Origin of the sequence: Agathobaculum butyriciproducens (genome assembly GCA_003096535.1) — a bacterium.
Classification (GTDB): Bacteria; Bacillota; Clostridia; order Oscillospirales; family Butyricicoccaceae; genus Agathobaculum; species Agathobaculum butyriciproducens.
In genome coordinates, this window is sequence record QEKJ01000024.1 from 1 (window position 1) to 24,089 (window position 24,089).

The 24,089-nt window shown below is 51.2% G+C and carries 20 protein-coding genes; all 20 read right to left on the minus strand.

Going from position 1 to position 24,089, the window contains the following annotated elements; translation table 11 throughout:
* The coding region (locus C7386_RS12185) for a VirB4-like conjugal transfer ATPase, CD1110 family (RefSeq protein ID WP_116705629.1) at positions 1–1,622 on the minus strand (1,622 nt) is incomplete at its 3' end.
* Positions 1,600–2,019, minus strand: a complete 420-nt coding sequence (locus tag C7386_RS12190) for a PrgI family protein (RefSeq protein WP_116705630.1) — start codon at positions 2,017–2,019, stop codon at positions 1,600–1,602. The genes C7386_RS12185 and C7386_RS12190, both read right to left, overlap by 23 nt.
* A gap of 18 nt (positions 2,020–2,037) precedes the next feature.
* On the minus strand, positions 2,038–2,874 hold the full coding sequence (locus C7386_RS12195) for a VirB6/TrbL-like conjugal transfer protein, CD1112 family (protein ID WP_116705631.1): 837 nt from the start codon (positions 2,872–2,874) through the stop codon (positions 2,038–2,040).
* A gap of 22 nt (positions 2,875–2,896) precedes the next feature.
* Positions 2,897–3,250 (minus strand): glutamyl-tRNA amidotransferase, encoded by a 354-nt coding sequence (locus C7386_RS12200; RefSeq protein WP_318261305.1) that lies wholly within the window; start codon positions 3,248–3,250, stop codon positions 2,897–2,899.
* Positions 3,251–3,253: 3 nt separating this feature from the next.
* Entirely contained in the window at positions 3,254–5,206 is a 1,953-nt protein-coding gene (locus C7386_RS12205; protein ID WP_116705632.1) for a VirD4-like conjugal transfer protein, CD1115 family, read from the minus strand.
* Between the two features lie 5 nt (positions 5,207–5,211).
* Positions 5,212–7,452 carry an S-layer homology domain-containing protein gene (locus tag C7386_RS12210; protein ID WP_116705633.1) on the minus strand — a complete coding sequence of 747 codons (2,241 nt, stop codon included), beginning with the start codon at positions 7,450–7,452 and terminating at the stop codon, positions 5,212–5,214.
* Between the two features lie 21 nt (positions 7,453–7,473).
* The gene (locus C7386_RS12215) at positions 7,474–13,074 is read right to left on the minus strand and encodes an MSCRAMM family protein (RefSeq protein WP_116705634.1); all 5,601 of its coding nucleotides are present in this window, start codon (positions 13,072–13,074) and stop codon (positions 7,474–7,476) included.
* Positions 13,075–13,152: 78 nt separating this feature from the next.
* Positions 13,153–14,373 carry a CAP domain-containing protein gene (locus C7386_RS12220; protein ID WP_116705635.1) on the minus strand — a complete coding sequence of 407 codons (1,221 nt, stop codon included), beginning with the start codon at positions 14,371–14,373 and terminating at the stop codon, positions 13,153–13,155.
* A gap of 26 nt (positions 14,374–14,399) precedes the next feature.
* Positions 14,400–14,684 carry a hypothetical protein gene (locus C7386_RS12225; protein ID WP_116705636.1) on the minus strand — a complete coding sequence of 95 codons (285 nt, stop codon included), beginning with the start codon at positions 14,682–14,684 and terminating at the stop codon, positions 14,400–14,402.
* A gap of 174 nt (positions 14,685–14,858) precedes the next feature.
* Positions 14,859–15,722 (minus strand): class D sortase, encoded by an 864-nt coding sequence (locus C7386_RS12230; RefSeq protein WP_318261306.1) that lies wholly within the window; start codon positions 15,720–15,722, stop codon positions 14,859–14,861.
* Positions 15,691–17,106 carry a hypothetical protein gene (locus C7386_RS12235; protein WP_116705638.1) on the minus strand — a complete coding sequence of 472 codons (1,416 nt, stop codon included), beginning with the start codon at positions 17,104–17,106 and terminating at the stop codon, positions 15,691–15,693. Before C7386_RS12235 ends, C7386_RS12230 begins: the two co-directional genes overlap by 32 nt.
* Positions 17,107–17,120: 14 nt before the next feature.
* Positions 17,121–17,960, minus strand: a complete 840-nt coding sequence (locus tag C7386_RS13850) for a DUF3801 domain-containing protein (protein ID WP_318261307.1) — start codon at positions 17,958–17,960, stop codon at positions 17,121–17,123.
* Positions 17,869–19,344 (minus strand): relaxase/mobilization nuclease domain-containing protein, encoded by a 1,476-nt coding sequence (locus C7386_RS12245; RefSeq protein WP_116705640.1) that lies wholly within the window; start codon positions 19,342–19,344, stop codon positions 17,869–17,871. Before C7386_RS12245 ends, C7386_RS13850 begins: the two co-directional genes overlap by 92 nt.
* A complete protein-coding gene (locus tag C7386_RS12250) occupies positions 19,332–19,652 on the minus strand; it encodes a plasmid mobilization protein (protein WP_116705641.1) in 321 nt (106 codons plus the stop codon). Before C7386_RS12250 ends, C7386_RS12245 begins: the two co-directional genes overlap by 13 nt.
* Before the next feature lie 106 nt (positions 19,653–19,758).
* Positions 19,759–20,751 carry a DUF3991 and toprim domain-containing protein gene (locus C7386_RS12255; protein WP_161274676.1) on the minus strand — a complete coding sequence of 331 codons (993 nt, stop codon included), beginning with the start codon at positions 20,749–20,751 and terminating at the stop codon, positions 19,759–19,761.
* Entirely contained in the window at positions 20,720–20,992 is a 273-nt protein-coding gene (locus C7386_RS12260; RefSeq protein WP_116705643.1) for a hypothetical protein, read from the minus strand. The genes C7386_RS12255 and C7386_RS12260 overlap by 32 nt, the downstream gene beginning before the upstream one ends.
* Before the next feature lie 427 nt (positions 20,993–21,419).
* Positions 21,420–22,424, minus strand: coding sequence for an AcrVA2 family anti-CRISPR protein (locus tag C7386_RS12265; protein WP_116705644.1), 1,005 nt, complete (start codon positions 22,422–22,424; stop codon positions 21,420–21,422).
* A 17-nt stretch (positions 22,425–22,441) separates the two neighbouring features.
* Positions 22,442–22,744, minus strand: a complete 303-nt coding sequence (locus tag C7386_RS12270) for a hypothetical protein (RefSeq protein ID WP_116705645.1) — start codon at positions 22,742–22,744, stop codon at positions 22,442–22,444.
* 208 nt (positions 22,745–22,952) lie between these two features.
* Positions 22,953–23,168 carry a hypothetical protein gene (locus C7386_RS12275; protein WP_116705646.1) on the minus strand — a complete coding sequence of 72 codons (216 nt, stop codon included), beginning with the start codon at positions 23,166–23,168 and terminating at the stop codon, positions 22,953–22,955.
* A gap of 205 nt (positions 23,169–23,373) precedes the next feature.
* Positions 23,374–23,601, minus strand: a complete 228-nt coding sequence (locus tag C7386_RS12280; RefSeq protein ID WP_116705647.1) for a hypothetical protein — start codon at positions 23,599–23,601, stop codon at positions 23,374–23,376.
* Positions 23,602–24,089: the final 488 nt, after the last annotated feature.

A 24,089-nucleotide genomic window follows, 5' to 3' on the forward strand; every position in this document is an offset into this window, starting at 1 on the left:
GCTTTGAGATCGTCCTGCATGATCTGCTCAAACAGCGACAGGACGAACTCGGACTTGTCCGGCAGAGGGTCTTTGCCGTCATCAGCATAGCCTTTCTCCATGTCCAGCGCGTTGATGCGTACCGCAGACGAACCGGAAATGTCGATCATACTGCCGCCGAACGCGCCGACCATCGGCGTAAACTCTCCCTCCGGGTCGAGCACGAGTACATCATCGTGCGTAGAGAGCAGCACATAAGCGATTTCCTGCTTAACAGAGAAAGACTTGCCTGCACCGGATACGCCCAGCCGGATACAGTTACCGTTCAGCAGATTTGCGCGGTTGGCAACAATGAGGTTGCCGGAAACGGCGTTGTTTCCGTAACAGATGCCACCCATCTGCTGGATTTCCTGCGCAGAAAACGGCGTAAGGATGGAAACATTGTCAGTAATAAGCGTGCGCTGCTGCTGTACGCTGCGCAAACCATACGGGAGAACGGTATCCAGACCAATGTCCTGCTGGTAGGACAATTTCGTGAGATTGCAGCCGAAACCGCTTGCAATCTCTTGCAGGCTTTCTGTATCCGCGTTAAGCTGCTCCAGCGTTTTTGCAGAGTGGACGATAGTGATGGTAGTCAGCATCAAGCGCTGGTCATGCTCGGTAATATCGTCCATGTAATCGGCAACGACCTTACGCATCTGCTGGAACTCATACGGGATTTCCGCCGAGAAATTATTGTTTTTGTTCTGTCGCTGCTGCCAGCGGCCAATGTCGGATTCGACGCGCAGCGCAAGACCGTTGAGCAGCTTGTGTGCTTCCTGCGTGTTTATCGGCTCGATGTCCATAGACAGCATCATCTGGCGCGGCAGTCCCATGAGGTCGTGGATCAGCTCATCGGACAGGCGTGATGCAAATTCCTCGACGAAAAGCACGCGCATAAAGCCTTGGTCGGTCTGAATGTAGTCCTTATAATACCGCAGCGCTAACGGACAGAAAACATCTGCGATGTTCTGACCGCGCATCATCATTTCGTCCAGATCAGCTTTCGTCATGCGGTGATCGGGACGGAAGAAGTCGTGCAGAATACGGAAACGACTGCTGTTGTCCTGTAAGCGGATAGAGGACGCAAGACGCTGCATACCGATGCTCAGGCTTTTTCCGGCACGACCGAAAAACTGCCGGGCATCGGTAATATTCTTACGCTTGGCAGTGAGGGTCATAAATTTCTGCTGAACGATGCCGTTACTGCCCTGCGCCTTGGACATAATCACCTGATTCAGTTCTGCGCGGTATTTGTCCATACCGTCATGCTGCTTGCGCAGGAACAGCGTTCCTGCGTTGGCTTCCTTGTCGAATATACTGTTTACCAGAGTGACTTTCATACGGCTGTCTGCCGCAAGACCGTTCAGCACACGCCCCCAGCTGTCCAGAATGGTGCGCTGATCGTCCAGACTGGCTACGGCATAGTTAATATCGGAAAACGACCATGTCTGACTGAACTCGTTGTTTCCGACCTGCCAGATTGAATCCGGAAATACGCGCTTAACAGGGATAAGCTGCTGCACGCTGCGCGGCAGGCGTACCGGCTTTGTGGTTTTCTCCTGCTTTTCTTTTTTCTCTTTAATCGGTTTGGTTTTGCTCATTCTGTTCTACCTCGCTACTGTGTTCACTGATTTTCTGCTTTATTTTCTTGCGGCTCCTGCCTTTTTTAGATTGCTCTTCCGGCGTAAACTGTGCATAGAAGTTAGCAGAACGGTATACATACCAGCCGTTGTGCATAAACATCGTGCGCAGCCATGAAAGAGCGAATTTTTCAAAGGGCAGACCATGAAAGGACACAAAGCCGATTGCTGCCGGAATTGCCGCCGCCAGAATACATACGACACTCGCAAGTTCTGTTCCAAGAAACGGCTGTAAGCCGAAGTTCGCGGCTGCGGCCAGACCTGCGGCAAGCAGACCGCAAACCGTCTGCCGCACGCTCAGACCCATGACTACGCCCTCGTGATAATTGCGTATCTCTCGATTTACATTTGACTCCATAACGCTTCACACTCCTTGTTACAGCGCAAACATTTCTTTAACGGTTTTATCTGCTGCCTTGACCATACTGCCCAGAATCACCATCTGAATAATAACCTTGAGCATATAAGTCAGCACCAGTCCAACGCCGCTGTCACCAAAATTGATTGGAAAATCCGAACCATCCACCGATGTAAAGGCATTAAATATGATGCAGGCAATAACGATTACGATTGCTTCCATGCACGCGCCGATTAAGCCTTGCATATAAGTCCGGCCATGTCGGCTGGTAAGTTCACCGGCGAAAGTGGACATGGGCAGCGGTGCCAGCGCAACATACATATAAATACGGAAAAAGCGTCCGTAAACCGTCATCAGCAGACTGATAGACAGCACAATAACGACTGCTGACAAAATCAGCGACACCAGATAAATGAATATCTGTGGGATAATTGAAGCATCTTCTATCGCATTTCGTATATTTTCCGGCAAAGTGGCGGCAATCTCGGTCAGACCGCCCATCTGCGCTGCAATATCTCCGATAAAGCTGCCGCTGATCTTAAATATCAGCTTTATCACTTCCATACCCTGTGAAATCAGCACCTTTGCAGCGACAAAACGAATCAGATAACCAATGATCTGCTCCGGGTGACGAAATTCACGAAACGAAACCGTATGCTTAAAGAAACTCATGGCAAAGAACAGGACGAGCAGGCCGTAGCCTGCTCCCTGTAATGCGGTAAAGATTTTGGTGATTGCATCCCAGACCGCGCCGTTGTGAAAGGTTTCCGGGGACTGCGTGAGCATACTCCAAATAGAGGACAGTGTGGAGTTCCATAAGGTGATACAGTTTTCAATAATATCTACTACCCACATAGGAAATCAACTCCTTCAGGGATCAGGCTGCACCAATGCTGGTCAGGATTGCCTTTACAAAGTAAATCAGCAGACCACCGAGAATGCAGAGAACGCCCTGCGTGCGCTGCGAAGCATCGTGCGACTGCACCGACATACCGAGCTGAAGCACACCCCAACCCGCGCAGATCAGACCAACAGCCTTAATCAGTGCAAAGATCGTGTCACTGAGCTTGTTTACCGCATTCAGCGCTTCATTATCTGCAAATGCCGGTACAACAGCAAGGCAGGCGATGATTGCCGTCATGGACAGCAGTCGGTGCGCAATGCGGGCGCGATTGAGTGCTTTTTTGCTGCACAGCAGTGCAGCAGCTTTCTGAGTAAACTTGTTTTTCATAATTTATTCTCCTTTTTGGGGGGATTGTGGAGGAATAACGAAGTATTCAAAGAGAACACCTCCGATTTCCTCTGGCTTGTATTTCTCGTCGATTTCATCGGCGGGAATCTCAACATGGTATTTGTGGAACGGAATATGTTCCGGTGGTGAATACGCTTTTGCCTTGCCGTCACCGGCAAGCCATTGTACATTCGGGTGCTTTTGCAGCACATATTTCTCATCGAACACCGGGCGTTCGCCGCGCATGAACAAAATCGAATACTGATTTTCCATGCGGCTTATGGCATCAGGTGTCATAAGCTCTGTACCAACCTTCTGGTCATTCTGGCTGGACGAACCATGCGTACCTCTGGTCTGCGAGGTCGTTTTGGAGAAGATCGTTTCCTTGCCCAGCCGTTCGGACACATATTTGTGGGTCGCGGTATCATTGCCGCCGAGATACAGAAACTCGTCACACTGCGCCATCAGCGATTCCCATTCCTTTTCGAACATAGTCTTGAGCTGTCCGATGTCCTGCAGAATAACTGCACAGGACAGATTGTAGGAGCGGCAGGTAGACAACACATTGTCGAAACGATCCGGTGGCGGTGTATTGTAAAACTCGTCCATGATAAAGCGTACATGACGCGGCAGTCTGCCGCCGTATTCCCGTTCTGCGCGGTCGTAAAGCTGCTGAAAAGCCTGCATATACATCATGGAAACAAGGTAATTGAAACTGGTGTCGTTGACCGGCGTGCAGACGAAAATAGCGCGTTTCTTCTCACCGAGCGATGCTAAATCCATTTCATCTTCCATGGTCATATCCGCAATCTCGTCCAGCATGAAGTGCTTCAGACGCGAGCTTGCCATAATCAAAATGGATTTTGCGGTTTTGCCTGCGGCGAGTTTGTAGGCTTCCCAATACTGATTGGCAATGTGTTCTGGATGATCTTGGGCAATTTCAGCAAATAGAGTATCTACTGGATTTTGTTTACCCTCGTCCTCCTCACTGGCCTGCGCGTTGCGGAGCAGGAACATCACCGTTGCGAAATTCTGATCTTCCGGATCACACTCCAGATAGATAAACAGCACCAGAGCCGTTACGAGCGTTTCCTCGGCGCGCTCCCAAAATGGGTCGCTGCTGTGCGAGCCTTTCGGCGTGGTCGCACGAAACAGCAGCGTTACAAGCTGCACACAGTCTACCTCGGAACGCAGATAGCGGAACGGATTGTACATATTACCGCAGCGGCGTTCGCCTTCTTTGAGATTAAACACCTTGATGTCGTAACCCTCGTGGAGCAGGAACTCTGCACAGTCACGCAACAACTCACCCTTCGGGTCACAGATAATATACGAGCAGTTTGCCTGCAAGATCTCCGGTTTCGACACCGAACGGCTCTTACCTGTACCGGAACCGCCGATAACCATCATATTGAGGTTGCGCTGGTGCCGGAATACATCAAGGCCAATGCGTGTGTGCATGGTCAGCGGTATGTTCTGGTCTACATGAACCGCAAGTGCTTTCCGTTCTTTGCGGCGCTGGCGTTCTTCTGCTGTTAGCTTTCCGGTGATAAATTCTGCACATAAAGCGAAGAAACTCGCTATGCGGTGAAGCATTTGTTTCACTTCAACCGTAAATTTATCGTGATACCGGTACTTGCTGTCTATCTGCTTGGCGTTGCCCCATTCGGCAGAGCCGTATTCTTCGCCCGGTCGGCGCTTGCGCTGGCTGTCCCGGTAGAGCATGATGCACAGCGCATAAGCAGCAAGTGCGATCAGTACAGCTTTCAAGCTGTACTGGTTAAAGGAAAAATGCCAGGGCTGTTCTATTGCTGTTCCGAAAGCGTTTATCCAGTCGATCAGCGTTCGTCCCGGCGCAGCGCAGCTGCCGCCGATCAATCCGAGCCAGATAACCGGCAGAGCGAACACCACCAGAGTGGTGGTGCTCGCTGCCGAACCTCTTTTGTCCGGTCGCATAGGTATTACCTCTGCGTGCCGGACGCAATCAGAATATCGTTATACGCCCAGAAGTTCATCGGCACATCGGTATAGCGAATACCGCTGATGTCGGTGGACGAGAGCGTGCGTCCCATCGTGCGGTTGACTACCGCCGCAGCTTCAGCGCGCGTGATATAGTCATACGGACGGAATGTGCCGCCCGGATCACCCTTGACCCAGCCGCGATCCGAGCAGTACGCAATCGCAGCTGCGTTCGGCGCGGTGGAATACACATCGGTAAAGCGATTGGAACCGTTATAGTCCGAAGTGGTATCCAGACGGTAGATCATCTCCACAAAGTCTGCGCGCGTGATTGCCGCATTGGGATTAAAATAAGTGCTGCTGTCTACAATGCCGCCGTATACGAACGCAGACAGTGCATTAGAGTAGTAGCTGTTTACCTGCACATCGGAGAAGCCGCTGCTGTTGGTATACTTGCTGCCACTTGCATTGGTCATGCGTGCAAGGAGCTGTACTGCTTCGGCGCGCGTGAGGTTCTGCTTCGGATGGAACTGCGAGTTATAACCAACAAAGAACGGCGTTTTAACCGAACGGTCAATGTAAATCTTGCCGTTTGCACCATTACCGGTAGTCGGCGTGACCGCAGAACTCGATTTCACAGCGGTCGCGGAAATCGTGACATTATTCTTGATGTTGTCCACATAAACTGTCACATTGCCGTTGGAATTGCGCGTCATGTCGTAATCCACGCCGTTTACGCGGATATAAGACGCACCTGCCGATACGGTATTCGATTTCGTGCCGACCTTGAGTGTAATATCATCAACCGCATAGCCAGAGGACGGCTTAACCGTAAAAGCAACATCCTTGCCGTCGCGTACAGTCGAGCCGGAAATATCCTTGCTGATTGTGAGGTGCGACGCCGACTTGATGGTAATACTGTGGCTGGTGTCGATACGCTTTGCCGTAGCCGACACATAAACCGGCTTATCAACATCGTTGACATACAGGTGCAGCACACCATCGCTGTCGGTTTCCATCTTGCAGGTCTTGCCCGCAACGCGGATAGAGGTCGCATCTGCATCTACGGTACGGCTGCTATCATCCAGCCGGAGCGTTACCTCGTCCAGCGCATAGCGGTCATCATCGGTGACATAGATTTCAAACTCAATGTCTGTGCCGTTGTCTACGGTGCTGCCGCAGTCCTTGCGGATACGGACGCCGGAGCCTGCCGAGGTGTCAACGGTGAGGTGGTCGGTGTCGTAGCTGCTCTCGGCGCTGACGGTGATATTGCTCTGGAGATCGGTCAGATAAACAGTGCAGCCGTCGCTGTTGCCGGAAACGCGATAGGCGTTCGGGCCAACAAATACCGTATTGGTGTTCGGCGTGCTGTACGCTGTCTTGCCGTCTGCTTCAAGGGTCAGTGCATCAATCGTATAGCCGCGCTTTGCCGAGAAAGAAACGGTATAATTGCTGCCCTTCTTGATAATATCGCGCGAAATTTCGCTGCTGATGCCGCGCCCGGTGCGAACAGTGACAAGCACCTCGTCGCTGTCCGGCTGGCGTTCTGCGGTTTTCAGTGCAATTGTGGTCGCAGAGGTAACGCCGCCGGAGTAAACCGTCAGCACACCGGCTGCATCCACACGAAAACGGAAACCGTTAGAGGTCACATCACAGCCTTTGGAGAGCTGGACAGTGGACTTGCTGCCTCCAATCGTCAAGTCGGCGCTCGTGATGGCATACAGACGGTCAGGCGTTGCCGTCATGCTGTATGCATCGCCCTTATTGAGCGTAGTCGTGGCAGCGGATACGGTCGCGCCGGTCTGCGAGGTAGCTGTAACTGCAAATGCGGTGCTTACCGCTTCGGCAGACAGCGTAACATCGTCCGATGCTGCCGGAATATCGACGGTCGCGCGGATCACGCTTTCGCCGACTGCATCCGTCTTGGACTGATAATGGACAGGATAAGTAACACCGTTGAGCTTCAGATCGCCGTCAAGATGTACGACATTGGCGCGGTCAGTATACTTACCGTCCGAGATGATAAGCGTAGACAGATCGTAGCCGTCCAGCGGCGAGAAATCAAAGCTCTGGCTGCTGTCCGACACCGGGATGATATGCCGCCCCACAGAGGACACCGAGTAACCGGTGCCGTTCTGTGTGGTGATGATACGATCCGTTTTCGGCGTGTCCGCCGCAAAAGCGGCGGGACACAGGGCAAGCGACGCGGCAAGCGCCGCACAGATCAATCGTCTGATTTTCATAGTCTTTCTCCTCTCTTTTCCTTACCAGCCGGTAGTCGGCAGGGTCGGCTTTTTATAAGTCGGTGCGCGGTAGATGGTGGTAGTCCATGCGTCATTCGACATGATCCACTGCTGGCTGTCATTCAGACCGCCGACATCTACCTTATTAACAAACGAACTGCCGGAAGCCGACTTGCGAACCGTACCGTAAATATAGGCATTATCCACCATACGGAAGCCGGACGGTACCGTACCGAAAATAAACATAATCTGCGTTACCGCTTCACCGGATTTCAGACCGAGCGCGGTCGGCGTTGCTTGCAGGACGCGATTTACAGATGGGTCGAGATTATCTGCCAGCGTGCGCGGTGTCTGATTGAAGTTGGTCTTATAAACCACCTTATAGGGGATACGGGTGTTATAGGTGCCGGTTACGATCTTATCCAGCTGTACCGCCTGATACGGCAGATTGTCGCGCCAGTAGAAGCTCGTCAGACGAATAGAGGAATTATTGGCCACGCGGCTGATCGTCCACCGCATCTGCATACCCGGCGTTACCTGCTTCGGACCGGACTTGCCGATTACAACATTGGTGTAAACGCTCTCGTCCAGAACCTCCAGACGGACGATCTGGCTTGCAAACTCGATTTCCGCTTCAAAGGTTTCACCGGATACACCGTAATAGTTCGGTGCCTTGGTTTCTTTGATGGTATAACGACCCAGCGGCAGCAGCTTGGAGATTGCAAGGCCGCGCTCGTTGGAAACCACAGTGTCTACAACATTCTGTGCCTTGTCGTAGATCTCAAAGGTTGCGCCCTGCAGGAGCGTACCTGCAGGCAGACCATTGATACTGTTGTAGTCTTTGGACTTCTTCGTAATCTGAATCTGACCATACTGTGCGGTATTCTCCCAGACGATTTCGGTGGTTTCGCCACGCTTTACGCGGAAGGTGCGCTCCTGTGTGTCGCGGATATATCCCGGTGCGGCCTGAATTTCTTCTGCGTAATATTTGCCCTCTTCCAGATCGTTTTCCAGCTCGATATAGCCATCGCTGTCGGTGGTATACTCGCCAACGATGTTCTTATTCTTGTCTTTGATCAGGAAACGCACGCCCGGAATGGGGTCTTTCGTCACGCTGTCAATCTTCTTGATGCGGACGCTGGACATCTTGGCATTTTCAAATTCCACAGTGGCCAGTTCACCAGCCTTTACAATAACATTCTTCGGATTTGTGTCGATACGGTAGCCATCGGGAGCCTTGATCTCGGTTACAACATAGATGCCGTCCTCCAGACCGGAAATGTTGACCAGACCGGCAGAATTGGAGGTATACTCACCGATGCGCTCACCGGACACCTTCTCGACCTTGAATTTCGCGCCTGCGAGTGCTTCGCCGGTACCCTTAACCACCTTGCGAATCTGCAAACCATACGCCTTTTTGTTGGTAAAGGTCAGCTCATAGGACTGACCGGCCTTGACCTCAATGGTCTTGGGGGTGTCCTGCAAGATATAGCCGGTCGGCGCTGCAATCTCGGTTACGACCAGAGTGCAATCCGGCAGGCCGTTCAGCGTAATCGTGCCGTTTACATCGGTTTCTGCTTCCTTAACCAGTTCGCCATTGGACTTGGTAATCTTAAACTTTGCGTTTTTCAGTGGCTGACGGGTTTCCTCGTCGATTTTCTTGATGGTAAGGCCGGACTGCTTCTTGTTGGTAAAAGTCAGCTCATAGCTGCCGCCTGCCTTGACCTCAATCGTCTTGGGCGTATCCTGCAAAATGTAGCCGTCCGGGGCCTTAATTTCGGTTACTACCAGCGAGCAATCCGGCAGGCCGGTAAGCGTAATCGTACCGTTTTCGTCCGTTTCGGTTTCCTTGACGAGTTCGCCGTTCGACTTCGTGATTTTGAATTTCGCGTTTTTCAGCGGCTGACGGGTATCTTCGTCCACCTTTTTGATAACAAGCTGCGACTGCTTGGTATCCTTAAAGGTGACTTCATAGGTCTGACCCTTGCGGAGCTGTACCGTTTTCGGCGTTTCGTCGATCACATAACCGGACGGGGCCTTAACTTCGGTGATGATATATACGCCAGTATCCAGTTCGGGGATATGAACAACACCGTCCACATCGCTTACAACATTCTCACGGACAACGCTGCCATCGCCGCGCGTGATCTTGAACGATGCACCCGCCAGCGGCTTGCTGGTCTGTGCATCAACCTTTTTAATGAGCAGACCGGGTTTCTTCTCATTTTCGAGGGTAAGCGTGTAAGTTTTGCCCTTCTCCAGCGATACCGGGTGCGGGGTCTTGTCGATGATGTAGCCGCCGGGGGCCGTTACCTCCGTTACGATATAATCTGCGGCATCCAGTCCCTCGACGAAGGCTGTACCGTCCTCGCCGGTACGAATATCTTCCTTGACTACATCGCCATTGGCGCGTGTCAGCTTAAAGACTGCACCGGACAACGGCTTCTTGGTTTCGGCGTCGATCTTGGTGATGGACAGTCCCGGCTTCTTGGTGTTCTCAACCGTAATCGAAGTATCCTTATCGGTCGTGTGTTCGATCTCCAGCGGTTTGTCGTTGAGGATATATTCTTTCAGCGTCGCAACTTCCTGCACCTTGTAAGTGCCTGCCGGAGCCTTTTCGATGGTGATTTTACCGTTTTCATCGGTGGTGTAGTCACCGAGCAGAGTTGCATCGCGCCAGATTTTGAACTGCACGCCCGCCAGTGACTGCTTGGTCTGGCTGTCCACCTTGATGACCTCGAACTTCTTCTGTACGGTGTTGTCCACTACGAGATCAACATTTCCGTCCGTCGTATGCTCGATGGTGATCGGTTCCTTATTCAGCACATAGCCGGCAAGAGTGTGATACTCCTTAAAGGTATAAGTGCCGCTGTCAGCATACGGAATGGTGAACTTGCCGTCCGCACCGGTCGTAAAATAGCCGATGCTCTTGCCGTCCTTAAAGCCTTGGAAAACAACGCCCTGCAACGGCTTGCCGGTATCCTTGTCGATCTTGGTGACGGTAATGTCCTTCTTCATCACATTGGGAATAGTGAAGAAAGTCGGGTACTCGGAATTGTTTTCGATGGTGAACACCTTTTCATTCAGCACATACTTCGGGTCGGTAATGACCTCCTGCGCCTGATAAGTGCCTGGCTCTGCATACGGCAGCCAGATACGACCATCTGCGCCGGTGGTGTAGTTGCCGAGCAGCTTGCCGTCCTTGTAGATGGCAAAGGTTACGCCCTCGATCGGCTTGTGAGTTTCGCTGTCGATTTTCAGAATACCGAAATGCTTCTTGATGGTATTAGCAAAGGTAAGGGTCGGGATTTCGGCCTGATCCTTTACCAACTCAACCGTCTGCTCACCGGCATCCATGTTGTAATGCTCGGTATCGCCGCCGGTTTCCTTAACGCGGTAAGTACCCGGCTGGAGGTTTTCAACCATCGCTTCGCCGTTCTGGTTGGTAGTTACGGTCGTAAGGTGAGCATCGTTGTAATACACATCAAACTTCCAACCGGATAGCGGAACCTTGGTTTCCTTGTCGATTTTCACAATACGGATGGATAATTTTTTTGTATTTGCAACATTGACCTCGCGGATGAGCTGCGTCGGGTCTGCGGTCGGGTCAATGTATACTTCGTGTACCTGCTCGTCGCGGAGATAACCCTGCGGCGGTTCGGTTTCGACTACCTGATAAAATCCCTTGGGCAGATCGTACAGTCCGGCATTGCCGTTTACATCGGTTTTTACGGTTGCAAGCACCTGACCGTCGCGGCGGATTTCAAAGGTCGCGCCCTCCAGCGGCATCTTGGTATCCTTGTCGTACTTGTAGATCTTAATGCCCGGTCGCGGAGCGTCCTTAAAGGACAGCTCGATGTCCTTGCTGTTGTCCCATGCAAAGGTCTGAATGTCCGAACCATCGGTAGCGTAACCCTCCGGCGCGGCGATCTCGTACACCTCGAAAGAGCCGGTCGGCAGGTCGCGGCCTTGAATTTCAAACTCGCCCAGCGCGTCAGTGGTGTAGGTGTGTTTGAAGTTGTTGTCGATGCCGCGCACCTCAAAGGTAGCGCCCATCAGGTTGCGACCGTCTGCGGACGAAATCTTGTGAACCTTAAAGGTGTGATCGTCGCTGTTGGCGAGCTTCAGCTCGACCGTCTGACCGCCCTTAGTACCGGTGTTGACCGTCTTGGACGGGAGCAGGGTGTAACCCTCCGGTGCTGCGGTTTCCTTGACGGTTACGGTTGTGTTAGTTGGTAATTCTGTAAAGATTGCTTCACCGTTACTATCTGTTGTTGCCGTCTTATTCTGTGCTTTACCTGCATCAGTATAGGTAATCTGAAAAGTACAGCCATCCAACGGAGCGCCGTCCTTATCAGTTTTCATGACTTTCAGCTTTACTTTATCTTTTGGGACAGTGGTCGAACTGAATGACAACTTATTACTGGACAGCTTAACAGCCGGTTCGACCAAAATGACAGGCTGAATACCGGAGCTGTTCGTCGATGCGACATAGACATTGTAGCGGTCAACATTCATGCTGGTTAAGAAAGAAGTAGACAGCTTAGTGCCTGCTGTGTCCATCTGTTCGGCAGTAGATTTGGGGATACAGAAGTAAAACACCTGACCGAAAGCCATATCATTGCCGTTCTTATACAAGGTCTTGTCGCTGTGAACCTTGCTCAATGTCAGCAGGCCATCGCTGCCGTTCTTGTTGCCGTCCTCGTCCATGATAAACGCGCCGGACGGAAGATTGGATGCACGCACAAAGATACGATTGCTGCGAACGAAAGTTGCAGATGCCGCAGCCATCGGCAGCACGAGATAATCTGTACCATCAATCGACTTTTCGGCAAATACACCGGACTTCACAATACCGTTCGGCAGATCGACCGAGCCGGTCTTTGCATTGGCGGCATTGTAGGTTGCACTGCCCGGCGTATAATTGATCGTGTTGCCGACCCATGGAGCATGACCCTTACCGCTGCTGCCCCAAACGCCGTCAAACTCATTGCCGTATTTCAACATCTCAATGGCGGCGTAAAGAGTAAGTGCTTCCGAAGTAGTGGATGCACTCAGCGTCTTGCCGGACGAACGGTAGCCGAGCGAGGTGGAACTGGGATAGGTGATACCGAACTTGCTGTTAGCCGCGATCTGTGCATCACCCAACGCACACCAGATAGCAGCCTGCGAAGCAGAAAAATACATATCTGCGGTAAAGTTACCGGCGTTGAGCACCTTGGAACCGCTGATAAAGGTGTTCAGAGTGTTACGGCTGTCCGACTTGACAACAACGCCGTACACACGCATATCCTTGACCTGCCCGGTTACGGTGTACGGCTTGCCGCCTGTACCGGGATTGCCCTTGGCGTGATCTGCGCAGTATGCGCGGATTTCCGTACCGTCCGATGCTTTGGTGAACATCGGCCAGACATTACGCGGTGCGCCATTCTGCTGAAACCACGCCTTGCTCACGCCCTTGTCGGCTACATTGTAGTTTTCGCCTACTTTGATCTCGATAGCCGATGCCTTGTTATCTTCTTCCGCAGCGAATGCGGTAGGTACACTGACCGCCATGCTGCTGACAAGCGTCACAGCAGACAAAACGCCCGCCAATGTACGCTTAAAGAAGTTTTTTCTCATTTTTTCATCTCCTTTTGCAAATAAAAAAGCGATTAGGGGAATTAAACCTAATCGCTTTAAAGCACATATTAAATTATGTTACGCGAAGTTTTGTGTACAGAAAATATTACGTCCATCAGCTGCCACAGCAAATCCTACACCGACTCTTGTAAAGTCCTTGTCAAGAATAGTGGCTCGGTGACCCGCGGAAGCCATAAACTTCTCCATATCGGTTTTTACTGGATCATCCTCAACAAAACATCCGCCAACGATGTTTTCACCGCCCGAAATACTGTTTGCATCTACGCCAATGCTGTTAGCAAATTCTTCAACCTCCGACCATGTAGAGTGTCTAAACTCAATGGTAAGATGCTGTGCCCACGCTTGAGCGCGTTTCATCACATTATCATCTTTAGCTAATGCAGACAATCCCGCTTTGGCTCGTTCAGCATTGATGCTATCAATCATTTCGTTTTCCCACTGGCGAAGCATGGCATCTGTTACCGGTACAAAGTCCGGGTCAACCTCAACAATGTTTTCGCCATTAGCCTTACGGAGCTGCTTTGCCCAATACAGGCTGACCGGCTTATCGTCGAACGAGATCGCATCAACCGGCGCGCCGGTCATGCTCTCCAGCGCGGAGATCACATCAGCGGTGGTGGCGTTAACCTTGCCGGTAATGGTCGGGCCGTACTTCGCAGCGATAGCAAGCAGCTTGTCCTTGTCGCTGTGGTTCTGGATCATTTCCTCGTTAAACTCGTCCATGGTGCTGTTCCACTTGGTAATGGCAGCAGCCGTAGGCGTGGAGGGTGTCTGCTTGACTTCCTCAACATAAGTACCGTTCGGGTCGATGCTGACCGCCTTGGTAGCCATGTTAAAGGATACACCGAAATTGATGGTCTTGCCAATGTCGCGCAGCTTGACATAGTTGTTGCCCTTGATTTTGTAGGCTGTCATGCTGACTTCCTTGCCGTCCACAGTGATACGCTGGTCGGTCGGCTTGGCGGTCGCGCCGATTACGGCGGTATCTGTGATGCCAGTCAGCTCCGGTGCAGTGCGCGTAGTGCTGATCTCGACAGTGCGCGTGTCCTCGTTCCAGTCTACGCCAAAGCCTGCCAGCTTGCCAACATCGCGCAGCTTGAAATAGTTGTTGTCGTTGATGTTGTAGCCGGTCGGGTACACACGGGTAGAGCCAACATAAACAGCCTGTCCCTTAGTTCGGGTCGGCACAATGGTTAATGCGTTTGCTGCACCTGCGGTCGGCAGCGATGTTGCGATTACCGCCGCAGCAATGGCAGTTGCGAAAATCCTCTTGGTCATGGTCAGAACCTCCTCTTTAATGGTTATCAGTTGTCAAGGCGGCGCTTGATAGCGCGAACCAGCGTTACAATCCACGACACAATCACCAGTCCAACCAGAATGAAAAAGATCGTGTCAGCCAGCGTTTTGTGCGCTTCGCTCCACTCAGGGAATCGAAACACTACGATTGCCGCATACGCCATCGGAATGATAAAGCGTGTTTTGATGAGCAGCAGGATCAAATGCGGAATCAGGAGCAGAAGTCCAAATCCACCGAGCATTATAGTATCTACTGCTTCAACCTCCGGTGCTCTCCATCGTACATACCTCATATAAGCCGCCTCCTTTGTTTTGCGATATGCTCTATTTCTTCAAGTATATCATATCATAATTTCCATTATTTGTCAAGCATTATTGACGAGGTTTTTCATGTTTTTATGGTAGCACAGAGTGTGTACCATAAAACGGACTTTCTCGCTGCCGAGGTTACTTTGTTAGATAGTCGCTTAAATTGCCATCGCCTGTACGCACCAGCGCTGGCTGGGCACATCACGCACGCAGGTAATCAGTGTGATGATGTTCGCATCGGATGGGTCAAGCACGCTTGTATCGGTCTTAGCAATCTTGCGAACGCTGTATACCTTGTAGGTGCGCGTTCCGAAAATGGTGGTATAGGAGATCGTATCACCGTTTTTCAGCGTGTGGATATTGCCGAAGTAGCCGTAGCTGCCGCGATTGTGACCGCACATTGCGACATTGCCGTCCCAGCCGCTTGTACCCTCAAAGTGTGCCGCACCGAGCCGCATATTGGCAATGGTTTCGCCGTCGTATACCTTTTTGTTTACACCGATGGACGGAATAGACAGCTTACCGATACTGCCGTCCGAATACTTCATACCGGAGGTAGAAGTATAACCGGAGCCGTAGGCTGCATCTGCGCCGCCGCCTGTATAGCCGCCGAGAGAGTCGGTTTCCGATACAGCTCCCGTACCGGTGCTGATCTCATAGATCGGTGCACTGGATACGGTCGTATTCTCCGCATCCGGCGGCATGATGATCTCGCCGCCGCCAGACATTGCACCGTTTGATGTTACAGTCTGACCGAAATTCGCCTGCGTGGAGTGAGGAAACATCGGCTCAACACCCGAAATATCCGGCGTAAGCAGCTCACCCGTGCCAAGAATATCAGCCTGCGGCGAACCAAATTCCGGTGGGATAAATGCGCTGTTCTTGGAAATATCGCGGTTGACACTATCCGCACCAATCGTCGTTACCGGGTCAATCGAGGTGGACTTGCCAAAGTTACCAGCCGATGAACCCGAAAAATTGTAGGTCAGGTTAGAAGCGAATGCCGGGGTACTCACCATCATCGTCAGCGCCATCGCGCTGGACAGGAGCGTCCTGCTCAGGGAATTCCGGTTCCACATCTTCCAGACCGGCGTAATCCTCGGTTTCGTCCACTGCATCGGCGCTTTCAGCAGCGATTTCATCGGTGTTGCCGAACTGCTGTTCTTCTGCCGGAGCTGCGAGTGCGGGGATACTGTGCTTACCGCCCTTGCGTTTCCTGCGGTTTCGGATCGCGGCTTTGACTTTTTCAAGCGGCCCGAAAATCTGCTGGCGCTCGCGCTCCTTTTCTTCCTCTGCTTGTCTTTCACTTTTTATCCTCTCCGTTTCATTGTTGATTTTTTCGCGGACAGCCTGCGCGCTCTGCTGCATCTGCTGCATCATACGGCGGCACATCGGAGGTCGGAACGCAAACAAGAGCATCAAGATACCAAAGATGGCACACAGCACCCAACTGATAAGCGGCGTTTTGTGTTCATCATTCCGGCTGTTCTGCTGCTCCTGCTCCGGGTCGATCAGACCGGTTAAGTCCGGCGGATCTTCCTCGTTTCCCTGTTCTTCCTCCGGGATTGCCGGAATTTCTTCAATCGGTGTGCCGCTGTAAACCGCAATGTAGCGCACGCCCTCGTTGTTCCGGCGAGATACCTCACCGGCATAGGTAGCTGTAACTGTGTAGCCGGTCGTGCGGCTGGAAGTCGCGGTGCCGGTATAGCTTACAACAGCGGTGTAAGTGGTCTGAACTGTTCCGAAGTTATCCGCTTCATCGTTTGTTTCTTTCCACTCAACATCGGCAAAGCGCAGGGTATGTCCGTTTTCCGTAATGCTCTTTGGGATGCTCTCCATATCCATTTCGGTCATACCGGGGTATTCGCGAGTAGCGCTCAAATCGTTTGATACGCTCTCCGTACCTGCAACCTTGGTTGATATACTGGAAATATCGAGATAAGCTGTGCCGGTATAACCGTCTGTTGTGCTGACGGATTTGCTTTTCGGCAGCAACGACAGCACATCATTGGTGTTGCTGCTGCTGGAGCTTACCGTTACTGTTTCCGAATGGACTTTGCGTTCCATCTCCGGCAGTTCGATTTTCAGAAGATCCTCAAAGGTGTACTTGAAGCCGCCGCGCTCAAAATCCGCTTGCGGGATTTTATCCGGCGAAGTGGTCTTGTCCACATCGTAGATCTTCTTCAGCTGCAAGCCGTCCGAGCTTGTCTGCACATCGCTGGGCAGCAGCTCACCGGTGGCCGCATCGGTGCTGGCTGTCTGAGTAGCTGATGTAACCGCCGTCCCTACGGTGCTCTGGGTTGCAGTTCCGGTCGCTGCCGGTACTTCTGCCGCCAGCGCTCCGACCTGCATCGCGCACGCCGCTGCCAGTAGGGTGGCGGTCGCGCAAAATTTTTTGACCTTCACTTTCTCACTCCTCGTTATTTTGTCAGATCGTTGATAGAATGTTTCGGCTGATACTGTTTATCCTTGGTGTGCTGCGGCGTATGTGTGGCACGCGCTTTAATATCCGCAACGCGCTGCCGGATAGATACCTTTCCTTTGCCGCTCGGCTTCGGGGCCGCAGCCTTTCTTTCCTCGGATCTATCCTCCGACTTGGACTGCTCCGCTTTGTCCGTTTCCTGCATCTGTTCTGGCAGCGTCAGCAGACGCTTCAATTCATCTGTGACCGCAATGATGGCTGCCTGGCACTCATGAACATTGCCGCCGTTTGCCAGCACACCTCTCAGAGCGGTAAGCTGCGTCAGCATCATATTTGCCTGATCCTGCGTGATACCATTATTCATAGTTTGAATAGGATTGATCGTCGGACTGTTCTTCGTCATCGTCGTAGTTGTTGTTGATGCCGACCTGCTCTGCATTGTATTCTCGGATTTTTCTGATACGCTGCCGGACAGATCGGCGCTCTGTTTTTTTTCGTCGATACCCGGCAAAATCTCGATACCTGCGTCCTTGCGAATCTTATTTGCAAGCTCTGCATCTTCGGTCTTGATGACAACATTTGTAGTCGCTGGATTCTGCGGGTCAGGGATATAGCCGCAGGCTAATTTGTGCTTCTTTGCCAGTTCGGCAAACTTCGTCAAACTGTCTGTGTTAATAGGAAATGCTGTGATCTGTTTGCCTTGCTCCAGCATTTTTGCCACATTGGTTCTTCCACCCATGTTGACTTCATTTCTCACAGCCGCGATCAGCAGCATCGCGAGGTTTACTGCTCCGGTTGCCGCGAGTTTGACTGCGGCTTCGGTCAGCATGATCTCCATGCGCAGCACTCGTTCCGCCGCTTCTGCTTCTACCGACATTTGGTTTCACTTCCTTACTATGTTCATCTTCATTTCTTTCAATACGCTGCCACTCAGTGTTTGCTGCCTCCAGCCGTTCCTCCATGGCGGGCGCGTTTTCTAAAACCGTCTTACAGGTGCGCTGCTTTTTTCGCAGCACACGCAGTTCTTCGGTCAATCCTTTGGTCTGCGCTTTGAGCGTCTGCTTATCAGCATCCGGCTTTCGACATTCTGCATACAGATGTTTTCTCCTGTCTGTCAAAACATAAATTTCATTCGATAGCGCTTGTTCGTACAGGTTCACATCTGCTTTCGTGTTCAGTCGATTATCACGCAAGAAATAATACTGCTGCGAATATCGCTCCAGTTTCTTTAACTCATCGAGCATTACGCCGCGGACTGCGCGCGGTGCTTTGCGCGCGCGCACCTTACTAAGCATATAAACATAGCGCCAGTACAAGGCACGAATGCCGCGCAGCGTAAGCCGCCGATGCGGAATGATTGTCCATGGCAGCGCGTAATATTTCTTTCGGTGTTTTCTCTGCTGATATTTTTGCTGAAAGGCTCTCCGGTTTGCCGCAACTTCGCTTTTGTCGGCGGCTTCCAGCCGCTTCACAAGTTCGCGCGGTGTGTATTCCTCACCGAGCGATTTCATGCGAATAAAACGCTTACCGTTCGGCGGGCGAATGGCAGCGTACTTGCGCTTTTCATTGAACTTGATTTCGTAGCCGCGCAGCCTAAGCAGTTCCCAAAAATTATTGAGCGAATGTGACTGCTTCAGTACGACATCAATATCACGCCGGATCTCATTTCGGATTGTTGGGCGGTACTCCTGTTCGGCTTTCCATTCCGCATAGTGCTTGGCCTTGCGGGTCTTAGGATCGTCGATAACCGACAGGTGATGCGCTCGGCAAATCTCGTCTGAAATAGCGCGCAGCTTGTAGAAACTTGCCGGTGTGGATTGGAACTTGTGACCGTCCACGAACGACACTGAATTGAGGATTATGTGGTTGTGTATATGCGCATGATCTATGTGAGTGCCTATCACAACTTCAAAATCTTCTGCGAAGCATCGCTCGATAAATTCGCACCCAACTTGGTGTGCTTCCTCCGGCGTGACTTCACCCGGCTTGAACGACTGAATGTAGTGATAGCCGAGAACTTTATCTGTTTTCTTTTCGTGCTGCTTGGTTTCCATCATCTGCTGATAGGCTTCATCGCACGCGCAAGTGAAACCGGAAGTCAGCGTGTCCTTAATTCCGAAGAAACTGTGAAAACCTTTACACGCTGTTTTTTCCGGGTTCATCACATAATTGATACGTTTATCCAACCGCGCCCGAACTACATGAATTTTCAGAACCGCCACTGTGCTAACCTTTCAACCTGCTGCTCCAATTTCTCTTGTGCATCGGAAATCTGATACAGTGTTCCCATTGAAACTTTGCCAGAAATATGGGCGAGTTTCGCCATCTGATTGATATTACGACCAACACCTCGCACCTGACGTTGAACATCTTGCATCAGCTCAGGCGGCAAAGTTTTGATTTCTCCGCTCACGATCAAAGCGCGAAAATACCCGGTCATAGTCATGCCATTGGCTTTAAGTTTTCTTCTTAACAACAGCATTTCCTGATCGCTCAAACGAACGATAATTTGATTGGTTCGCTTTCTCATGTTTGATTTTTCCTTACATATGGTCGCTTGGGGGTTTTAGGGGGTATCCCCTTAACAAGCCGGATTTTGGCTATCCAAAATCCTATGCTTGCGGGGACTTTAACCTTTAGCGCGATAAATTGCTTTCGCGCGTCCCGCGCGAGGGTGAATTTTTTCCGTTTTGCAGTTTAACACAAAGCTGATCGTTAAAATCTTTCACTTCGGGAACACAGGTTCGCACTTCAAGATTTTCCGGGAACTGCTGACGCAGCATCGTGAAAATTCTGCGCGCTGCGGTCTGTCCGGCTGCGTCGTTATCGAAACAAAGAACGACCCGCTTAAAAGAAAAATTGTTAAGCGTTCGTTCCAGCGCAACCGGCAGCTTACGCTCCGATGCCGTCACGCCGCCGAGTGCAAGATAGTTATCTTTCTTCCAATCCAGACCTCCAAACTTCCGCAGTGTTGCGACCGAAAGTGCGTCGATTGCCGCTTCACAAACGAACAAGGTTTTTCCGCTGCCGCGCAGAAAAAATCCGTAGCTTTTGTCACTGCCGGTTGCTTCCTGGCGGAAGTGCGAGTCGGTGAGCGTCCCACGCAGAAAAGCGTACCTCGCATTGTTATTTTCGTCCTTGCCAACGAACACAGCATTGTGGTGCTGTGCGTCCTCATACAGCAGGTCATACTTGATGCAGTGGTTGACGATTTCCGCTGCAATGCCGCGCGACCGATGCAAGTATGCAAACACGCGACGGTTGCCGTTATTCTTTGGCGGCAGGGCGAATGCTGTGCGCTCAGGCGGCTTTGCTTTGTGCTCTGCCTGCGTGGCAGGGATCGTCTTAAAATCTTCACCGGCCAGTGTGCGTACTGCATCCTGAAAACTCATGCCATGAACGGCTTGAAGAAAGCCGATTGCATCGCCGCCGCCCTTGTTCTGTGAGAACCAGTTCCATCGTCCATCAGCCGAGATACGCATACTGTCATGAGATTTCAGTGTCCATGACTGACCAATGCGTTTCAGCTCTCCGGGCGGCTCATACTGCTGCAAGAACTGCACAAGGTCAATGCTGCGTGCGCGTTCGATCTGCTCGTCAGTCACGCGGCGGTTCGCGTTCGTTGTCATGCGCATTTCCTCCGTCCTTAGTATCTGCTGACGGGCGCTCTGCTGCTAACAGGTCAAGCAGCGTCTGCGCATCGTCATAGGTTGGTGCAATCTCACTGATCTTTTCAAGCAGAGCGCGTTCCTGCAACTGTTTGCGCTTCTCGGTAAGCTGCGAGAGCTTCTCCTGATACGCTTTGATTTTGGTCTGCACCTTCAAAATATCAGTTTCTATGCGTTTGATCTGTTCATTGGTACTTGCCATATACAATCCCTCCTTTCTTTGTTTTCTCATGCGTCAGTATTGAGCCGCTGGCGCTCGCTGTTATCTTCCCTTTATCCTAACGGAGTTCAACTTCCGGCGCTTGCTTCACAGGAGCGCACCCATGCTGTTCGATTATCAAGGTACAGCAGAGGATCTTGTAAAGGGCAGAAAAGTTATGAATTCTAATCTCTAAAAATGCCGCTCTAAAAAAGTGCCTCTACTTATACCTAAAAAAACAGGGGTTTGTAACACTTTTTCGATGATTGTTCACAGTTTGTTTACAAAATTTCAGACTTACCAAACACAGTGTTCAACAAAATTCGCTTTGAGAGCATAAAAAAAGGTCGAATTGCTTCGACCTTTGAAAAATTGATTTTGAACTTTTTTGACCGTTTAGAGCCATTTTTGAGAAAATGGTAAAGGTGGATTATTGGACTGGGTGAACCGTGGTTATGTCGGGTTCGTCACTGCGACCGACCAACATCGGATGTAGCCATCGCAGTACAACTTTGCGGCTTTCTGGCTTGGACTTACTGCCAGTCCAAAAGTGGTGCCAATGTCCGCGCCGGGTATGCGTGCGAACATGACCGCTGCGCCGATGACTGGTGCTGCGCTGCTGTGCTTTGGTGTTTTTCTCCTCGGCCTGCGCTCGGCGCAAGGCCGAGCCGATTGCCAGACCGGTATCATATGACTGCACCTCGCGGAACCTGTCGCGGATCGGTACAGTAGCCGAACGTGGGCGGTATGTCTGCGCCGGTGTCGATGCTATATCCGCATTAGCGGCGCAGATATATAAGTACAAATTCAGGTATCGCAAAATAGTGGTACGGTCTAAATTTACCTCATAGCCGTCCGGATGTTTTGCTCGGTTTGCCGCTTTGGTCGTTGCATTGATGCAATCGCCAACCGTCATGCCATTAAGATGTAGCGGCATAGTCAAGGTACTGAAAGTTTTGTATACCACACAAACGTAAAAGACAGGTGTTCCTTTATCCATATCTCGCACGATAAACGGGAAGAAACCGATAATCTCCGGGTCAATAACGCCGGGACAGGAGATAAAAGCACAGCGGTACGGCGGATGAAGCAGCACATCAATCGGCAGATTATCACTATCGTCCCACTCGTCAGCCTGCTGTACAAGTTCTGCGGCCAGCGTATTATCAAAACTGTACACAACCTTGCTGTGCCGCCAAAGCGCACAGCAGAAAAGTTCAAATGATGCGTGTACGATTTCCACAGGCAGAGAACCGTTCGCAACGTGTGCCTGTACAATGCTCATAGCTGCATACAGTTCCGCTTCCGCAGCCATATTGGACGGTTGGGTTGCTCGAATTTTAGCTGTCAATTCGTCTAAACTCTCCCAGCAATGCGGAATAAGGTTGCTCCATTGCCGCACCAGCGGCAATGGAGTGTTTTGCTCAGTCAACATATTGTCCCTCTCTTTCGTTATACACGCTGCTTGTCGATGGCCTGTACTTCGGCTTCGGTGTAAAAGTCAGCATCAGCCGGGATTGCAAATTCCAGTACGCCGATATGGTGACTGGTAATCAGCATCGGATACAATTCCTTATCCAGTGCTCGCGCCCACACCTGCGAAACCGGCGTTCCTGCATCTTCGCAAAGCACCTTGCGGCGCACTTCAACGGATGCACCCGGCAAGAGTGGAACACGGCTGTATACACCATCTTTCAGCCGCAGCATATTCACACCGGGCACTGACGGGGTTAAAGAGAAAAACTGAAGTTTCATGGTTGCTATCCTCCTTGTAGCTTCTGTTTATATCAGAGGGAGCGGCGGCTCCCTCTGATATACCCGATCTGTCTTGCATCAGTCCCACAGGTGGCGCTTTGTAAATGCCTTTTGTCTGTGGGACGGATCGCGGTCAGACTGCCGTGGCGTTGCCCGGTGATGTCCCAACTATCACTGCGGGAGCTTTTGCCGGGCTGGGCAGGACCGTTCACTCGTCCTCGCTTTCCTCGCCGTAATTATCCGGTACGAGGTCGAGATCGTCGTACCAGAGTTCAACGCCGTTAAGGATGTAATCCGGGTCACACGAGTTTTCGGCTTCGAGGGGCTCTGCACCTACGAGGTCGAGGGCTTCGTCGAGGGTCATGCTGTGGTTGGTAAGGATGTTGGCAATGGTTTCGCCGGTTTCATTACTGATGATTTTCATGGTTTTCCTCCTTGATTCTATGCTGTTGGTTGGTGTTCTGTATCTCTTCTATAACGCCATTTTGGCGTGTTGTCAAGAGAAATTGCGCCAAAATGGATGTTGCTTAGCGGTTATCATAAGCGCATAGAGCCTCGCACAGCTCGCGCGTCGGGCACTGAGAGCAGTCGCACTCCGATATGATAACGTTTTCGCACAGTACTATCTTTTAGCCGATACGAGTGAAATACGAAACCGTTTTACCGCGAGTTACCTTGATCTGGTTCCACGCCCAGCCGTTTTCATCATTCGCATTGCTTTCCAGCATAAGCTGTTCGCCGCTCTGCTTCAAAAAGTGCATCTGCAACAGCAGATCGACAAGTTCGTTTGCATCAATCGTCCGAGTTCTGATCTCGCCATTCGGACAGATTGTGCGCTGCTCATACTTATGGTTCATTTTCAGACTTCCTCTCTTGATTTTAGTGCCTTACTCGGGTTATAATCAAGGTACAGCCGGAGTAAGGCTTCCGGCTGGCCTTTTGATTTTTGGCTTGCGGTGTGGCTTTGGTCGGCGTTACCGCAAGCCATTTTCATTACTTGCTGATATGCTCAATGCAAGCAATGATTTCGTCGGGCGTATGCCCCTTGGATTTCAGCCATTCGATCAGTCTGGCGATTTCCTTACAGGTCATTTCCTCCATGCTACCTCACTTCCTTTCAGATCGGAGGTTTTACTCTCCTTGCCTTACAAGTATATTATAAACCATTCGGTTTATAATGTCAACCCTTTAGTTGATATTTATAAACTAAAATATTGACATTTTATACTTTTTGGTTTATACTTCATTGCAAGGGGGTAATATTATGACAACAAAACAAATCGTAAAGCAGGCGCTCGCATACTGCGATCTATCCAATGCCGAATTAGCTCGTCGATTAGACTGG

Excerpts from the sequence above, each read along its gene's own strand:
- C7386_RS12190 (WP_116705630.1), bottom strand. The coding sequence starts at position 2,019 with ATGGAGTCAAATGTAAATCGAGAGATACGCAATTATCACGAGGGCGTA.
- C7386_RS12195 (WP_116705631.1), bottom strand. The coding sequence starts at position 2,874 with ATGTGGGTAGTAGATATTATTGAAAACTGTATCACCTTATGGAACTCC.
- C7386_RS12200 (WP_318261305.1), bottom strand. The coding sequence starts at position 3,250 with ATGAAAAACAAGTTTACTCAGAAAGCTGCTGCACTGCTGTGCAGCAAA.
- C7386_RS12205 (WP_116705632.1), bottom strand. The coding sequence starts at position 5,206 with ATGCGACCGGACAAAAGAGGTTCGGCAGCGAGCACCACCACTCTGGTG.
- C7386_RS12210 (WP_116705633.1), bottom strand. The coding sequence starts at position 7,452 with ATGAAAATCAGACGATTGATCTGTGCGGCGCTTGCCGCGTCGCTTGCC.
- C7386_RS12215 (WP_116705634.1), bottom strand. The coding sequence starts at position 13,074 with ATGAGAAAAAACTTCTTTAAGCGTACATTGGCGGGCGTTTTGTCTGCT.
- C7386_RS12220 (WP_116705635.1), bottom strand. The coding sequence starts at position 14,373 with ATGACCAAGAGGATTTTCGCAACTGCCATTGCTGCGGCGGTAATCGCA.
- C7386_RS12225 (WP_116705636.1), bottom strand. The coding sequence starts at position 14,684 with ATGAGGTATGTACGATGGAGAGCACCGGAGGTTGAAGCAGTAGATACT.
- C7386_RS12230 (WP_318261306.1), bottom strand. The coding sequence starts at position 15,722 with ATGATGGTGAGTACCCCGGCATTCGCTTCTAACCTGACCTACAATTTT.
- C7386_RS13850 (WP_318261307.1), bottom strand. The coding sequence starts at position 17,960 with ATGGAGATCATGCTGACCGAAGCCGCAGTCAAACTCGCGGCAACCGGA.
- C7386_RS12250 (WP_116705641.1), bottom strand. The coding sequence starts at position 19,652 with ATGAGAAAGCGAACCAATCAAATTATCGTTCGTTTGAGCGATCAGGAA.
- C7386_RS12255 (WP_161274676.1), bottom strand. The coding sequence starts at position 20,751 with ATGACAACGAACGCGAACCGCCGCGTGACTGACGAGCAGATCGAACGC.
- C7386_RS12260 (WP_116705643.1), bottom strand. The coding sequence starts at position 20,992 with ATGGCAAGTACCAATGAACAGATCAAACGCATAGAAACTGATATTTTG.
- C7386_RS12265 (WP_116705644.1), bottom strand. The coding sequence starts at position 22,424 with ATGTTGACTGAGCAAAACACTCCATTGCCGCTGGTGCGGCAATGGAGC.
- C7386_RS12270 (WP_116705645.1), bottom strand. The coding sequence starts at position 22,744 with ATGAAACTTCAGTTTTTCTCTTTAACCCCGTCAGTGCCCGGTGTGAAT.
- C7386_RS12275 (WP_116705646.1), bottom strand. The coding sequence starts at position 23,168 with ATGAAAATCATCAGTAATGAAACCGGCGAAACCATTGCCAACATCCTT.
- C7386_RS12280 (WP_116705647.1), bottom strand. The coding sequence starts at position 23,601 with ATGAACCATAAGTATGAGCAGCGCACAATCTGTCCGAATGGCGAGATC.